The sequence below is a fragment of the Shewanella pealeana ATCC 700345 genome (assembly GCF_000018285.1).
Taxonomy (GTDB): Bacteria; Pseudomonadota; Gammaproteobacteria; order Enterobacterales; family Shewanellaceae; genus Shewanella; species Shewanella pealeana.
The window spans coordinates 2,298,659-2,313,996 of the sequence record NC_009901.1; the positions used below are offsets into that span (position 1 = coordinate 2,298,659).

At 39.7% G+C, this 15,338-nt stretch carries 14 protein-coding genes; 4 read left to right on the forward strand and 10 right to left on the reverse strand.

Annotated elements, in window-relative coordinates; translation table 11 throughout:
* Positions 1-90 precede the first annotated feature (90 nt).
* Together SPEA_RS09900 and SPEA_RS09905 are read right to left on the reverse strand one after the other, a co-directional pair.
* On the reverse strand, positions 91-453 hold the full coding sequence (locus SPEA_RS09900; protein ID WP_041410914.1) for a hypothetical protein: 363 nt from the start codon (positions 451-453) through the stop codon (positions 91-93).
* A gap of 533 nt (positions 454-986) precedes the next feature.
* On the reverse strand, positions 987-1,193 hold the full coding sequence (locus tag SPEA_RS09905) for a helix-turn-helix domain-containing protein (protein ID WP_012155133.1): 207 nt from the start codon (positions 1,191-1,193) through the stop codon (positions 987-989).
* 128 nt (positions 1,194-1,321) lie between these two features.
* Between SPEA_RS09905 and SPEA_RS09910 the strand changes: the two genes are divergently transcribed.
* Both SPEA_RS09910 and SPEA_RS09915 read left to right on the forward strand, forming a co-directional pair.
* Positions 1,322-1,861 carry a VspR family transcription factor gene (locus SPEA_RS09910; protein WP_012155134.1) on the forward strand — a complete coding sequence of 180 codons (540 nt, stop codon included), beginning with the start codon at positions 1,322-1,324 and terminating at the stop codon, positions 1,859-1,861.
* A gap of 5 nt (positions 1,862-1,866) precedes the next feature.
* Complete coding sequence (locus tag SPEA_RS09915; protein WP_012155135.1) at positions 1,867-3,285, forward strand: DEAD/DEAH box helicase; 1,419 nt, start codon at positions 1,867-1,869, stop codon at positions 3,283-3,285.
* A gap of 154 nt (positions 3,286-3,439) precedes the next feature.
* On the opposite strand, the gene SPEA_RS09920 is transcribed toward SPEA_RS09915, so the two are convergent.
* From SPEA_RS09920 to SPEA_RS09950, 7 genes are all read right to left on the reverse strand, one after another.
* Positions 3,440-4,252, reverse strand: coding sequence for a hypothetical protein (locus tag SPEA_RS09920; protein WP_012155136.1), 813 nt, complete (start codon positions 4,250-4,252; stop codon positions 3,440-3,442).
* 339 nt (positions 4,253-4,591) lie between these two features.
* A complete protein-coding gene (locus tag SPEA_RS09925; protein ID WP_041410915.1) occupies positions 4,592-5,017 on the reverse strand; it encodes a hypothetical protein in 426 nt (141 codons plus the stop codon).
* A gap of 83 nt (positions 5,018-5,100) precedes the next feature.
* The gene (locus SPEA_RS09930; protein ID WP_041410916.1) at positions 5,101-5,469 is read right to left on the reverse strand and encodes a hypothetical protein; all 369 of its coding nucleotides are present in this window, start codon (positions 5,467-5,469) and stop codon (positions 5,101-5,103) included.
* A 740-nt stretch (positions 5,470-6,209) separates the two neighbouring features.
* Positions 6,210-6,593: a DUF6262 family protein gene (locus SPEA_RS09935; RefSeq protein ID WP_012155138.1), complete on the reverse strand. Its 384-nt coding sequence runs from the start codon at positions 6,591-6,593 to the stop codon at positions 6,210-6,212.
* A gap of 1 nt (position 6,594) precedes the next feature.
* Positions 6,595-8,637, reverse strand: coding sequence for an integrase (locus SPEA_RS09940; RefSeq protein WP_012155139.1), 2,043 nt, complete (start codon positions 8,635-8,637; stop codon positions 6,595-6,597).
* A complete protein-coding gene (locus SPEA_RS09945; RefSeq protein WP_012155140.1) occupies positions 8,637-11,327 on the reverse strand; it encodes a hypothetical protein in 2,691 nt (896 codons plus the stop codon). Before SPEA_RS09945 ends, SPEA_RS09940 begins: the two co-directional genes overlap by 1 nt.
* A complete protein-coding gene (locus SPEA_RS09950; RefSeq protein ID WP_012155141.1) occupies positions 11,328-12,707 on the reverse strand; it encodes a tyrosine-type recombinase/integrase in 1,380 nt (459 codons plus the stop codon). It abuts the gene before it with no gap.
* A gap of 125 nt (positions 12,708-12,832) precedes the next feature.
* On the opposite strand from SPEA_RS09950, the gene SPEA_RS09955 reads away from it, so the two are divergent.
* Together SPEA_RS09955 and SPEA_RS09960 are read left to right on the forward strand one after the other, a co-directional pair.
* Positions 12,833-13,555: a mechanosensitive ion channel family protein gene (locus SPEA_RS09955; RefSeq protein ID WP_012155142.1), complete on the forward strand. Its 723-nt coding sequence runs from the start codon at positions 12,833-12,835 to the stop codon at positions 13,553-13,555.
* Positions 13,556-13,644: 89 nt separating this feature from the next.
* A complete protein-coding gene (locus SPEA_RS09960) occupies positions 13,645-14,589 on the forward strand; it encodes a chemotaxis protein CheV (protein WP_012155143.1) in 945 nt (314 codons plus the stop codon).
* A gap of 61 nt (positions 14,590-14,650) precedes the next feature.
* On the opposite strand, the gene SPEA_RS09965 is transcribed toward SPEA_RS09960, so the two are convergent.
* A complete protein-coding gene (locus SPEA_RS09965) occupies positions 14,651-15,295 on the reverse strand; it encodes a hypothetical protein (protein ID WP_012155144.1) in 645 nt (214 codons plus the stop codon).
* Between the last annotated feature and the right edge of the window lie 43 nt (positions 15,296-15,338).

A 15,338-nucleotide genomic window follows, 5' to 3' on the forward strand; every position in this document is an offset into this window, starting at 1 on the left:
TAAACACTAAACACAACGCATAGTAAAAATTCCACGTATTGCGAATCCCTCTTGAACGGTTTGTTATGAACGTATTCAACTCATGCGATATTACTCATCGAGCTTTGTTGGCAAATCGACCGGTATTTCAAATTGAACACGATGAGCTGTATGAGATTCATCATGGCTTTTAGCCCCGCCCCCGATTGAAAGGACAGCTAGCTTCGCCTTAGCGCTAGTATCCACACCTGAGCTTTCTTTAACCTGTAGTGCGATATCGAATTTGATTGTTTGTTTATCAGGCCTTATCTTAAATTTTTGTGAGCTAATATGACTGCCATTACATGCTTGATATTCAGTATCAACACTCGCTGGATTAACTATACCGCCAAGAGTTTCTACTTCCTCGGAAGCATCTTTAACACCTTTGGCAATCTGCACTAAGGTTTCTTTTATGTATTCATCTAACTGCATTTTCACTCCGAGTTCATAACAACTTATTAGTGCGCATGCGCGTATGTTTGGCAAAACACGCATGCATATTTAACAACCTATCATTTAAGACCTGCCAAATTAAAGACTTTGATTTATAAGAACTATATCAGAGTGATGCTGGATAAACGAGCATAAGAATTTGCAGGGTGAGTATTGATATTAAGGTTGAATCGAAAGCTATAAATGACTGCTATTTATTGATGAGCATAAGTAGGTAAATAAGCTCGTCACTACTCTGAACAGCTTATTGCCTGTAACTAATAAAGAGGCAATAGAAGTTAGATATCAAACCTCTATTGCCTAAAGTCGTACAACAATTTTCGGTGTAGATATGGCAGCGGGCTTCGATGAAAAGGATGTCATCTCAGCGTTTCAAGGCTGTATCTGCATATACTCCAGCTACTGCGATTTCTAGCATCAATAAACCTGTCTGATTCATCAAGTTCATTATACCTGTAAAGAGTTACAGTTATTTAGGTTTTTATAGGAAGATTCTTTTCGGCCTTATCAGCTTATGGAAGTAACTCTCTGACGTCACATTCTAATACCTCAGCGAGCTGATAAGCTTTTTCTAACGTGATATTGACTTCTCCGCGCTCGATTCTCCCCCCATAACTGCGATCTATTTCAGCTAAAAGCGCCAATTTATCTTGAGACATTCCCAACTCTTTGCGTTTTTTTCGTAAATTGAAGCCAAATTGGATTGCTAAGTCTTTCATTTTTCATCTCGTTAAAGATAAAGACTATCCAAAGTTGCGGCTTATAAAGCCACGGATTATAATCCGCATTTAGTTTGTAATGTTTTTCTACTCCCTAGAGCTAGTGATTAACACCTTGTGAGAAAGTCATGCCAAAAGTTTCAATCAAAATATGCGCTACGTTGCATACTATTCTCCAGGATGAGAGCTTCAATAATTTCCAGGTCGTGCAGTTACGCGATAGATTTTTGTCTGCATTAAGTAGCAACCAAAGTGTTAGTGAAGCCTATAAATTTATTTATAGGCAGGTCTGTCGACTCGTTAAGAAGAAAGCCTTACGAAAAGTTAATAAGGAGAGCTCGAAAACGGTCACTTATCAAAAGACAGAGTTATTTGATCAAATCAACTTCGTCATAAATGACTCCATTGAGACTAGTAAGCCCTCGCAAAAATTACTAGATAAGACTGAACTCGCAGTTATTCAACAACTTCAAGAGCGCCTTAAACAAACAGAAGTCGATCTACTTACTAGCATTGGAGAGTCTGAAGAATATATGCGGCTATACAAATCTTTCCCAGAGATGAAGGAACACCTTGAGTCGCAGTACATGCTAGCTAGAGAAAGTAGCTCGAAGTTACTTGGTCAAATTAAAGCGATTAAATCGGTACTCTCGCACCAACAGAAGTAACTCAAATGCAATTAAGACAATGGCAATTAGAGTGCGTCAATCGCGCTCTAGAGCATTTTAATGCCAACCAAAGACACTTTCTCTGCTTAGCAACTCCAGGGGCTGGAAAGACGATTATGGCAGCAGAGGTTGCAGCTGAGTTATTCGAACAAGATCTTATTGATTTTGTATTATGCTTTTCGCCTTCTGTAAATATCTCGAAAGGCATTCAGAAAACATTCTCACATCGATTAGAGTGTCGCTTTGATGGAGTAATAGGTGCAGTAGGTTGTTCTTACACATATCAAGGAATGCTATCTTTTAAAGAAGACTTTTGGCAGCTACTAAAAAGGAATCGGGTATTGGTGATCTTTGATGAGATCCATCATTGTTCTGGCAGTACTCTTGAGGATGCGAATGCTTGGGGAGAGGAGATCTTACTAAATATACAAGATCAAGCACAATACACCTTGGCATTGACTGGGACGCCTTGGCGCTCTGATCAAGCCCCCATTGTTTTATCTCGATATCTAGACCCTGATAACGAAATTCAGTGTGATTATGTTTACGGCTTAAAAGAAGCTGTGAGAGATGGTGTTTGTCGGAATCCTAAAATAGTATTAATTGATAACGAAGAGCTTTCAGTTAAAAATCAGTATAATGAAATCCAAACTTTCAGCAGTTTTAATGAGCTTTTTAAAGGTTCATCAATTCCGTATCAATTAGTCATCAAAAATGATTTAGCTATTCATCATGTTTTGAGCTTAGCAATTGATAAGCTAGGTAGCATTAGGCAATTGAACCCCGATGCAGCTGGTTTAGTGGTCGCATCTTCAATCGAACATGCGTGCTTTATCTTAGAAATCCTCAAAAATACATTCAAACAAACAGCAACAATCGTAACTTATCAAGAAATTGCCCCGTCGGATACAATTAACAAGTTTCGGCATGATGATACACAATGGATTGTTAGTGTAGGAATGATTAGCGAAGGTACTGATATTCCGAGGTTACAGGTTTGCTGCCATTTAAGTAGAGTAAAAACCGAATTATATTTTCGGCAAATACTAGGTCGTATTTTACGAACAACTAAAGCACATGATCAACAAGCTTGGCTCTTCACTTTTGCAGAGCCCAAACTAACCGATTTTGCATATCGAATAGCGATTGAACTACCAGAAGGCTCAACTGTAATTAGAGAGAAGAAACCTAGAGGAAGTATGAAGTTAACAATATCGAATAATTGTAAAATAACTAATGAACCTCCGAGCCTGCCAAGTTGTTTTACACTTAGTATGGGTGATGCTATAGGTAGGAAACAGATTAATTCATTACCAAGTCAGGCAATTAATGATGCTCACTTAATCAGTTCAATGAACCCATCAATGCTGCTACTAGGCAGGTTTAGGGAGAAGGTCATTTCGACTTTTGATTCTCCATTTTAATACTTATTTATGGTGCATATACAAATAAGAATCAGTGTAATGGCCAGCTAAAACTGGCCACGGCTATATAGCATTTCTGAGTTAGGAATTATACTGATTTAGCAGTATCGCGGATGACCAAATGTATAGTACATTTAGCCCCTAAGCTTTCGGGTTAATCTTCTTTACAAAGCCGTTTATATTTCCGCTTTGCATTTCTTACTTGTAGATCATCGACTAGCTTATCAAATGGAATATCAAAAGCGACATTCGCAAAAGCAGCAATGGCTTGGTTCGATAATTCAAAATCATCAGGTATTTTAAAGTTGCAATAGTCTCCATCATTTTCTTTAGAAAACTGCACAGTTCTTAATATTGCCCTGATTTGATCTGCACTAGATGAGCGCTCAGTTCTTGTGAGAATCAGATCTAGTTCTGAACTAGTCTCAATTGAAGAATTTTGAGCATCAATCCCAAGTTGAGTAACTATTTGACTAATGGATGGGTAATACCTTAAGCCATACGGGCCAACAGTATTTCTCAACGGTTCTTTTAAATAACTCTCAAACATGTAATTTGATTGTCCAGCATCTTCTATAAGTTTGAATAGAGCATAGTGAGTATTGCTTGTAAATGAAGTACTTTCATGTAGTTGAGTTCTCTTATCCAGTTGTTCAGCTAGTTCAAATGCAAGCTTGTAAATTTTGTCATTAATCGCTTTCAACTCTTTGGGGACTGCTCTTACTTCCCCTACTTCACTCTCATTTCCGAATGCCACGGCGTCGATTACAAGGCCAATGAAACGATTCATTTGAGGAATTGTTAGGGCTTTGGACATCAGCTTTACATGTAGCTCAAGCTCTGAATACCGTTCTATAAGCCTCTTAATTACCGCATAGTCAGAACGGTGCCTTTTTCCCTCAGCGGCCTCCTTTAACTGCCCCTCCAAATACTCAAATGCATTAAGGTCTATAAATTCACCCATCATACTATTCTCCGGTCTTGTTAACTGGTGCTGTGCAAAGCTAATAGATCCCGAACCCAAAGTACCAATCTGAGTTAAATATTTTTTTGACGAACTGAGATTGGAAACCTCAATCTGAATCGCTACAATTGCTCTGGGACTGTAAAAGCTTGCTCAGGTGGTTTTATCAAAGTTTGGGGCATAAGTGAGTCAGCGCTGACTCGAAAATGGACAAAAGTTTGTTAGAGTTAAAGTTCTGGAAGTAATAATTGGTATTAGGGAAAGTATGGCAATCAAGTATGCGGTAATGCCGCACACAACCGTGGAGTAGTTGTCGGTTTGCTTGGTCTTGTTATGTTCCTGCTACTTACTGAATTTAAACGGTTTTACTTCCTGCAACGCATACACGGAACTTAGAGCACCTGCAGGATTAGGTGAAAAGCTATAGGTCTTACGGTAAAATTCACCGTATAGTCTCACTGTTTTGTGATTCCACTTAACATGAAAATCTTGTTGTATGTCCTCAGAAAAACTCACCGTTAATTCTATCGCCTCAGACACAATGAAATGCTCTGCTGAATAATTATTAGGGAAGAGGTACACTCTATAACCAGGCTGAGGATACCCTGCATCGGTAACCACTATTACTCCTGTTAAGCTCACCAAATTTGAATCAAACTCCTCGGGAAAGGTTATGAGCTGATACATCGAAATAGATATCCCTCTATCGGTGGCAGCAAATGCTGTCGTTTGCGATAAGATGAGGAGAAAAAATATAAAAAGTTTCACTGAACTCCCTTTGAAACATAACTCTGCGTTATGCGGTGAGTAATTGTTGGCTAAAATGTGAAGCGAAACCGAGCCAACTGTTATTAATCCGACTTTAAGGCCTTGTTAGCACTCAATTGCTTGTACCAATTCATAGCCCAATTACCCATTACAATTAGAAAGCCAACACTTAAATAACCTAAAAACAGTACAAAAGTGGTAGGAGTTATTTTTAAATCAAATCCAGATGCTATAAGCAATAATATGTTTGCAAGAATACTAGAAACAAAAATCATTATGCTTACAGAATTTACATTTTTAAGACGCTCAGCGGAAGCTTGGAGTGACATTAAGGCTACAACAAACCAGTGATGATTTGTATAAACTTCTTCCTTTGCAATAAGAATATAAATCATAGTAAAAATAAAACCGAGCATAGGTAACAAGGCAACCGAATTTAAAAATTTACTCATAACTCCCTCTTGAGTGTTAACATTTGTATAGTGCGCATGCGCTTATTAAACCTGTTATTTAAATCAAAACAGCATAAGACATTGATATTATAGCACAAACCTTCCTCCCTCAAGTATAGATGAGTATAATTCACACAACATTTCCCTAGAAAAACGAGCAAAGCAGATAATACTGTGTAAAGAAACTGTTTAAGAGTAACTTCCCATGACAGCTAAAAAAGCCCTTTTTTGGCTCAAGTTAGACATCAAGCAACACCAACCTAAATGAGTGCACCAATTACCCTGTGTAGATACGGCCGTGACCGTCCATGACAAGGTGAGAGATAACGAAGTTATCAAGCTTTCGAACTAGAGGCAGGATGTCGAACTAGCTTTTTAGCTGGGATGCTATTCGTCATGACCGAGCTTCCAAGGACCTTTCCGTTATTGAGAAGTACTGCGTGTCGCGAAAGTGTCTGCACATGCGTCCGCTGCAGGTGATTGATAGCTATGAAACTACAAGTTCAAACACTCAAGTTGGTATCACTCATCCAAAAAAAATGTAATCACCCTTCATTCAAAGGCTAACTCACTTTGGGGCATAAATGTTTTAGCTTGTCTGTCCCATACCTTCTGACACTGCTCAAAAGCAATCAAACTTTATTGGGTTCGTTCAGACTATATTGTTAGCCAACACTAACAGAGATGTTGGCAGTGATACTTGTAAAACATCGTGCTTTATTTCTTAAATTAGCAGTTAATTAGCTTTCCAATTCAAGAATACGTTGAGCAAAAGCGTTACGCTCCTCCAATAAAGAGTCATACATAGAGTAAAGCTCATGTATGTGTGCCATTAGCATGGCTATAGTTTCCTTATCGTCCTTCCCCTTTGCTTCAGCAAGCTTGCGCTCAAGGTTTTCGTTTCGTTTAAGTAGCTTCTTTGTTTGGTCTTTTTGCTGATCAACTAACGCTTGTTCTTTTTGTTTTTTCTTGAGGTTGTTGATCATCTCCTTGATGTCAGGGTGACGGTTGTAAATGAGCGAATGCGATAAACCACATTTGTGAGCAACTTTGCTTATGGTGATCGATTCACTGTTTTGTTCAAACTCTCTTACACAAGATAATAATTGCTCTCTGGTGTCCATATTAGCTCTCTACGGTTGTTTGCTCGTTAATTGGTGTGGTGGAAGTAAGGTTATTTATGATTTCATTAGCAGCGTTAAGGTTGTCTTCTAAGCCTGTTAAGAAGGACTGGTAGCGCGAAGTGTCAGGTAAGGTATTAATACGCGCTATCTTTTGCTCACAGCTATACTTAATCGCTTTCCAATAGGGCAAGTGTTTGGGGGTGGCATAGTATGTATCACAATACAAACAATGTGAGGGATCAGACGCATTCTTTATTTTACACCCTGCGCCTTTAGTGCAATAGCCATGCGGCAAACCTCTCACACTATCACTGTGGCGAGTGGCAAAATCAATTAACTCCTGAGTGCTATTGAAATGTGGTTGTTGGGCCGTTGTATAAATGACCTGTGATTGATTAACGTTTAACTTAGCAAGGAACTTGGAAAGCCTATCACCACCTCCTCCTGCTACCTGTTTTTGTTTGGCAGACTCTACAATGTCTTCAATGGCCTGTTTGTTGGTTAGCTCCTCAAAGTATTCAATGCACGTTCTAAGCTCACTAAGGGATTCATAACCACGCTCAGAATAAACAAACGTCATTACAGAGTTAAGGTGCTTAAACTGGTATTTAATGTCATCTAAATCACCTAATCGGTTGGCGATAATAAACCAAGCAAAAGTATGTCTAAATTGATGCGATGTTAAGTTAAATAAATCACCAACTTTATATTTTAAGCCTCGTTTGCCACTCAGCTGGCTAACTGATTGGTAGTTGCAGTTCATTTTTTCAAGCTGCTCGATGTCAATAGCTGTCACCTGAAATGAATGTTTGCTCATAGAGATACCACTGTTAGCGTCCGACGCTCTGGAAGCCTGCACAAATCTGGCGGTATTTTTAGTGTGTTGTATGCCAAACAACCGGTTGTCTTTAAGTCCTTTTTCATATCGGTCTAAATGACCTTTAGGCATCTTGTGCATATGGTGCTCAAGCATCAATCTAGCGCGCTCCCTGTAAATCTCGTTAACCTTACTCAGTAAGTCTACCGCTTCAAACACGATTTCATTTGCAACCCAATCCAGCTCAATCGTTCCCTCGGTAGTTTTTGATAGTTGACTTTTGATGGTGAATACGGTTTCGCCAGTTTCTACTCGTTGCGAGTGGCTGTTGTTTTTTAGCGCATAGACTTCGTTATCACGCATACCAGTAAACGCTAATACCAATGTGTAGACATGGAGGTTTAGGTCTCGTACTAAGTTGTAGCCTAAACCTAGTTCATTATCAAAATTACGGCAGGACGCCGCAATGATACTGCCAGGATTGCTGCAATTATTTCCTTCAATTCTTTTGTTGGCTTTTGTATGTGGTTCTATGAATAAGCCAATGTTGGACTTAACGTTGTTTATGTAGTCGGTTGATGACTCAATCACTGACTTCATCACCCCTGTTGGAATGATGGAATGCTTTAAACGGTGTTGTTCTTCATGTTTCGTGATTTTAGAAATGGTGAGTTCATCGACCAATGGAGCCAGTAGTGAGCTATTTACCAAACCATATGTATACAGAAAGGTTAATCCCTCACGGACGGTCTTAGCAGCTGAGGTGTGCTTCCCCTGCTCCATACCACCTTTTGATTTAGGAGCGTTCAAAAAGTCCGTGATTAAATTCCGAAGTTTCAACTCTGGTGACTTGTTTAACTCTCTAAAAGACTTGTAACCTTTTGTCTGCAAGAAAGAGCAAAAAGATTTTAATGTGCGAACCCGACTGACAACTGTCTTCCATTTATACGGTGTGCCGCCTTTTACTGTTCCAAGGTGTAATGCTGCAATCATCATTGTCTTAAGTTCGTAGTCGAACATTAGTGAGCTTGTATCAATTACAAGTCCTTTCTCCTTGGTTGACTGTCTAAAGTAGTTTCCACCAAATGTCATCGGCTTTTCGTCTGGTGTTTTGTCCCACAATACAAGCCGAGATAGTTCGTTAATATCACTGGTAGATAATTCCTTTACCACGATATCGTTGCTGACATTTATGATGGTTGAGATTATTTTATTGAGATCGGACATTAAGACTCTCCATTAACAATCGAAAAGGATGGGGTGGCGAATTCCCAGTCTGGATGAATGCCATGTTGCTTAAAGAGCGCAAAACCATCCTCTACTGCTTTACAGTTTCTCTCTCGTAGGTTCTCAATAATGTCATCTACGCGTTGTTTTAGAATATTGATATTGGTGATCTGATTGTCGGTATTGTCAAAGTCAATAACTGACATTTCCATATCTTGTAATATGTAGTTCTTATAACTGAGTAGCTTCCATACATGCTCGGCATCCACGACAACACGGAAATACTTACACCAAACGCAGCTAAGAAAATCTGCACACATTTTCTGATTACTGTCTTCATTAATTTGATGTAGTTTTCGATGCTCTCTAGCGTAGCGTTCTGCTTCTTCGTTTTGACCTTTCGCTGCACAAGTACCGGTAGGAACTATTTGATGCTGATTAGCGCTCATGTCTGTAATGATGTGAATGTCAGATGATACTTCCTTGCCAGCAAAGTAGTCAGACATTATTTTAGTTGCTTGGTTGAGAGAGTAGCGAGATTGTTCAGGGTTGATCCGCAAATAGTTAGACTCAAACACATCAAAAGAATGTTTGACCGTATCGGTGTACTTCTTGATGCTTTTATTAACTTTTCGATAGATATGATTCACACCACCTTTGCGGATTTTTTTAGCCACAAATGGAACACTGCATCCTGCTTTCTTTAGTATGCTGCTCAGGTGTTTTACTGTTGAGTATTCAAGTTTTAACACTTCATCATTGCGCGGGTAGATAAACAGGTAATTACTGAACTTTGTTTGTGCCCTAAGCTCAGTGGTGAGTTCATCGCGAATAATTAACAAATCTGATATTGCACTTTTCAGGGTATCTGATTTTAACTCTGATTTGTCAAAGGTATATGTGTCGCTTCTATAGCCAGCTCTGGCTTTTTGAAGAACAACGGCATATTCGGTTTTATTGGTGATTGGAGATACAACCTCAGCAATGTCGTCACATTCTAACTTAAGTAACGGACTAATGTTCCATCCAGTTTTCAGTATTACCTTACCAAAGGTAAGTAAGATCCTGTGATATAGGCTTGTACTGCCATCGCGTAATAGTTTTTCAATATAAAAGGCCAACTCTCGACACTGTAGCTCTGTGTAGAAGTCATCAGTATTAAGGCGCTGTTTATGTTTGACGGTTTTAGTATTCTTGATTGGGTAAATATTGTTAAACGGAATGTCAAACTCCCGCAAGAACCATGACAAGCTGCTTCTATATATTCTGGCAGTTGTCCTATTGAATGAAGCGTTGTTCACGCTTGATTGTAGTTCAGCTAAGAGGTGATTTTGAGTAAGTCCTCCATCTATACCAAACCCATTAATACCATGTTGTCTAAGGATACCTAGGTGTTGGTGGTTCAGTGTTCCGCTGTACTTATTCAGGAGCGATTTTAGTTGTTGGTAGTTGTGATAAACTGTGACCATAGAGTAATCCCTCAGGTCGATATCTACCTTGCATAACTCAAGAAAATTGGCTAAGTCTGTGTAAAGAGTATCAGAAATGGCTTTAATGGTTGAAAAGTCAGACAGTAGTTCACGATTGTTATCTATGTTAGGAAATGAAAACAAGTTATCTCGAAACGAATTTAGCTCAGGAGTGTTATCAGGGTAAATACAGGTGCAGATTTCATGTATTAAGAGAAACATCCAACTTGGTAAATTGGGGGAGTCATGAAGGCGCTTAAGTGTTTCATCGCTATTTAATAACGCCTTCAATCCTTCAGCTAGCATTGCCGAGTTTAAACTATCAGAGAGCTCTGCCTGTATAATCGGTAACGCTCTTTTGAATCCAAAAAGCTTGTCACGGACACTTGCTGGTTTAAGGTGTGAACTTATGGAGTGACCAATAATTTTTGAATACTGTTCAATATCGTTAAACAGAGATTGAGAGGTGCGGTATAACTCAGTAAAACTAACCTCATACTTGTCTTTCGCGACTACCGACTTTTGTATAAATGTTTCACAGTCGTAGTGCGACAACATAAGCTGAAAGTGAATGGAATTGTAACTATCCACTTTAGCTGCATCAGCCAGAATGTCAGTGTTGTTCACAAATGCGCCTAAGCCATATTTTGCTAACAGTTCTCGATAGCTGTCCTTTTTCATCAGTTGGGTAAGGGTGGCGTGAGTACTAGCCTTGATGTCCCTTAGCTGTTTTTGCGGTCTGTCGGTATCCAATACGTGAAACATAAAGTCGCGGTATTGGTTAAAAAGAAGATCGGAAGCACCATAAAGTTTCGCTAAATCGGTCACGTATCCCTTTAGGTCTATTCTACTTGGCGGCTTCAAGTCAATATCGTCATTGAACAGCCTAACCAGTGTTATAAATGCGTTCTTAATCCCTTTGCCTGTTCTTAGGGCTGCATACTCAAGGAGATCCCACACGGTATTGCTTTTAAGAGCCGATAATCCTTGTTCTAGCAATGCCTTTAATGATTCAGGGTTAAGTATGTCTATTAGTTTTTCAAATTTAGAGCAGATGTAGCGAATCTGTAATGCAATAGTCACCTCTGTCTTGTTCCATTTGGCTTTGTTAGCCATATAACGCTTGTGACAAAACTCAATATCATTAGCTAGTTGTTCGCTGTGGACTAATATCCTATCGAGTCGGATGTTGAGGTTTGGATTACTAAATGCAAGATACATCTATCGAACTCCTATCTCTAGCTCAGTTACTTCAACGCTTAACTCTTGCTCTAAACCTCCAAACACATCCTCAACCCAAGATTTCATGCGCTTGTCATAAGTAATGGTTCGTGCCAGATCGATGTATTTCTCAGTAGTCGAAAACTTAGAGTGACCCAATAAAGTCATAAGCCTGTATTGGATGAATCCAAGGGGTAAATCTTTCTCCAACAAAAAACGCGCTAATGAGGTAGCAAAAGTTGAGCGCAGATCATGAAACGACCTATAAAACTCAATTTTACTGGTGAGTAATTCTTTCGCAGCGTTGGACGTAATATTAGTGATCGACCCTTCATTTAGGATATTGCCAGAACGGTTAATGAAAAGAGGTTTGTCTATTTCTGCATTCTGGTTTGCCCCCCATTTGGCAGAGCGCTTTAGTCTTTCTGGTGAGTTCCTGTAGTTCCAGAGTCTCGACATCAAAGAACGTGGTACAAGTATCTGTCTATGCTTATTAAACTTGCCAAGTACATCAACGCTGTAAACTTTGGTATCGTCCAAGGCTGTATCAACAATTTCAGACTCCTTTAAAAGTACCACTTCAAAAGCTCGTAACCCACACAACAACGCTAAATCTGCCCATAGTCTGCGGGACTCTGATTGCATGTGGTTTGTAGAGTAGAAATCCTTTAACTCTTTTTGGCTATACGGGGAAAGTCCATCGTTCAACACCATTTTCTTTTGTCGATGCTTTTTAGGAATAGTTAAGTCATTAGTTTGAACTACCATCCCTCTGTCATAACTAAAGGATGCGAATATCAAATCAAACTCTGAGTTAGAGCGTTTTTTCCTAATCACCTTGTCGGTATATTTAAATGGCAGTTTTTCAATTCGACGTGTTCGCCAAGCCCATTCATACAATTGTCTAACATGAGATATGTACAAATTTGCGGTATCGAGCGATAGCTCATTATTCTTGATTCGGTCAATCAAGTGGGTGCGAAAGCGATAAGGCAGTAACCACTCTTTTGCTTTCTCTGATGCTGAGACAGCATATAGGTCTTTCCACTCTAATCCTGCGGCCTCTAGCCACACCAGAAAAACTTTAAGCGAGTTGGCAATGCTTTTAATTGTTTTTACCGTTACACCTCCTAAGAGGTTCTTATGACCTCCTCTAGAGGGGCGAAGAAACTTGCCTTTGTAACGATACTCAAGGAACAGGTTTATTTCTAAACAATCTTTTAATCGTGTATCACTGAATAGTAATGGGAATTTATCGACCTCATGGTGGCGTTGGTGGTTAATATTTCGGATCTGATACTCGCCTGCAATATCCAGTAACTCCCCATCAAACGATGGCAGTGAGCCTAAGTTAAGCTTTGTTTGAATAATAGAGATCATAGATAGTGTCCTGCCATATATAAACCACACGAGATTTAGTCTTCATTTTTAATCATGAAGTAACATAATTGCACATAAATATAGATGGGGTTAGTAACTAAGTAAAGAAGGTGTAACTAACCGATGTGATCCAAAATAGCTTACGTTTGCGTTGGATCAAGCGTGGTAATAGCCAGAGCGCATCTTTATTAAGGCCGCTTGCTAACTTTACCCGAGTGATGCTGGTGGCTTTAGCGGTACTCATTTGGCTAGAACATTTAGGCTTTGATGCCTCAACTATCCTCGCGGGATTAGGCATTGGTGGTATAGCGGTCGCTTTGGCTTCAAAACAGTCGATAGAAAATTTTATTGGTACCATCACTCTCTATTCATCGGCTCCGATTAAGGTGGGTAATATTGGTCGCTTTGGCAGTATAACTGGCACTGTGGAGGAGATAGGGCTTCGTTGTACCCGTATTAGAACCATCGACCGTTCGGTAATCAATGTGCCAAATGCGAGGCTATCAGAGATGGATATTGAAAATATTTCTGAGCGAGAAAAGATCCGTTTGAAAACAGATATTCGCCTCGATTACCAGACCAGTACTGAGCAAATTCACCATATCATCGATGACATACGCTGCTTGCTAGAGCAGCACGATAAGGTCGAGGAAAGCCCTCTCAGAGTAACTTTTAAGGGTTTTGGTTTATATGGCTTACAACTTAATGTGTTTGCCTATATTGGCACAACAGATTTTGCAGAGTTTCAGTTGGTATCGGAAGAGTTACATTTTGGCATTATGAATGTGGTGAGTAAGCATGGCTCACGTATCGTTCCCGTGGTACCAGTTGCTGCAACACAAGCTTAGCTAAAAAGCTAATTTGTGGCATAGATTAATGATTTAACGTGATAAATCACTATAATCTAGGGAATTAATAAAATATTAAAGGAACTCACATGGCTCAAATGTTGGAAAGCGTTGATCAACGTACCAAGCTCGTTGGTGAAAACCGACTTGAGCTATTACTGTTTAGGATTAGCGCCACTCAGCTTTTTGCGATTAATGTTTTTAAGGTCAAAGAAGTGGTCAAGGTTCCGGCATTAAGCGCAATGCCAGGTAGCCACAGTAGTATCATCGGGGTGGCTAATTTACGAGGAAGCTCCATACCTGTTATCGATCTACGTAAGGCGATAGGGTTTAGACCGTCAGTCATTCAACCAGAGAGTAACCTGATTGTGACTGAATATAACCGTTCAGTACAAGGTTTCTTAGTCGATAAAGTGGAGCATATCGTTAACTTAACCTGGGGCGATATTATGCCTCCACCAAAAACGGTGGGCCGGGATAATTACCTAACCGCAATTACTCGCATCGAATACCAAGATAAACAGGAGTTGGTATCAATTATCGATGTGGAAAAAGTGCTCGCCGAGATCATACATTACGATATTAGGTTGTCAGATGGGGTGCTAGACGAGCGGCTCTTACCTTTGATGCTTGGACGTAAGGTGTTAATTGTCGATGATTCGGCGACCGCTAGACGCCAAGTGCGTGAAACCCTTGAGCAGCTAGGATTAGAGGTCGTAGAAGCCACCGATGGGCTTATGGCATTGAATCAGCTCAAGCGATGGTGTGATGAAGGTAAAGTGATAACCGATCACATTTTAATGCTGATCACCGATGCTGAGATGCCTGAGATGGACGGGTATAAGCTTACACATGAGATACGTAGCGATAAACGTATGTCAGATCTGTTTATTACCTTAAACACTTCATTAAGCGGCAGCTTCAATAACGCTATGGTTGAAAAGGTAGGTTGTGATCGTTTTATCTCTAAATTTCAGCCAGATTTACTAGTCGAAGTGGTGCAAGATAAATTAAGAGAAACGCTAACCAGTTAGCCCCTCTCTTAATAAGCATCTTTATAAATAAGAGGCTTAACAACAAGAGCACTGAGTTGACTTAATCTTGGTGTTCTTCTCTTAGCTCGTTTAGGACCTGCTTTTTTAGCTCTGGCACTGCGGCAATATTAATCTGTGCGATACGAATGGCAAAGCCAAATCTATCCTTACCGACGATGGCAATAACATCTTCTAGAAAACGTTTATCTAAGGTGAATTGCTTAGCATAGAATGCTATTGCTTGGCTGACCGAACGGTAATTAACACCATCAAAGCTAAATGAAGCGTCGTAGCCATAGTCATCAATAACAACACCATTAAGACTCAAAGGCCAGCCGCTATAATTAACTCGATCGCGGGCAATCTCATACATCATCCAGCCACTCTTTTTAAAGCCACCAAATACCTTGTCTTCAAATTCAGACTCTTCTAATTCTTGCTTGGTCCAATTAACACCGATTGCTAAATGCTTTTCGTAGATCCGCATTAGCTCGTCTTTGACTGCCATCTTACAGTCCCAAATTGAAGTAAGCTTATGTTGTTTAGCCAGTTTTAAACATTCTTTGCAGCAAGGCACTGTTAAAGAAGGATGAGGAGTATAGGTTTCCTTTAGATAACTCCATTGCTGATCGCTGGGTTCGCCGCAAAACCAGCAACAATGTCTACGATCAAATGGGATGTCAATTAACGGGGCTAGCTGTAACACAGAAACATTTCCTTTTAAAAAAACAAAGCGCACAATCTATGAG

Coding starts and splice junctions, on each gene's coding strand:
- SPEA_RS09930 (WP_041410916.1), bottom strand. CDS start 5,469: ATGAGTAAATTTTTAAATTCGGTTGCCTTGTTACCTATGCTCGGTTTT.
- SPEA_RS09940 (WP_012155139.1), bottom strand. CDS start 8,637: ATGTCCGATCTCAATAAAATAATCTCAACCATCATAAATGTCAGCAAC.
- SPEA_RS09950 (WP_012155141.1), bottom strand. CDS start 12,707: ATGATCTCTATTATTCAAACAAAGCTTAACTTAGGCTCACTGCCATCG.
- SPEA_RS09960 (WP_012155143.1), top strand. CDS start 13,645: ATGGCTCAAATGTTGGAAAGCGTTGATCAACGTACCAAGCTCGTTGGT.
- SPEA_RS09945 (WP_012155140.1), bottom strand. CDS start 11,327: ATGTATCTTGCATTTAGTAATCCAAACCTCAACATCCGACTCGATAGG.
- SPEA_RS09900 (WP_041410914.1), bottom strand. CDS start 453: ATGCAGTTAGATGAATACATAAAAGAAACCTTAGTGCAGATTGCCAAA.
- SPEA_RS09910 (WP_012155134.1), top strand. CDS start 1,322: ATGCCAAAAGTTTCAATCAAAATATGCGCTACGTTGCATACTATTCTC.
- SPEA_RS09920 (WP_012155136.1), bottom strand. CDS start 4,252: ATGATGGGTGAATTTATAGACCTTAATGCATTTGAGTATTTGGAGGGG.
- SPEA_RS09905 (WP_012155133.1), bottom strand. CDS start 1,193: ATGAAAGACTTAGCAATCCAATTTGGCTTCAATTTACGAAAAAAACGC.
- SPEA_RS09915 (WP_012155135.1), top strand. CDS start 1,867: ATGCAATTAAGACAATGGCAATTAGAGTGCGTCAATCGCGCTCTAGAG.
- SPEA_RS09935 (WP_012155138.1), bottom strand. CDS start 6,593: ATGGACACCAGAGAGCAATTATTATCTTGTGTAAGAGAGTTTGAACAA.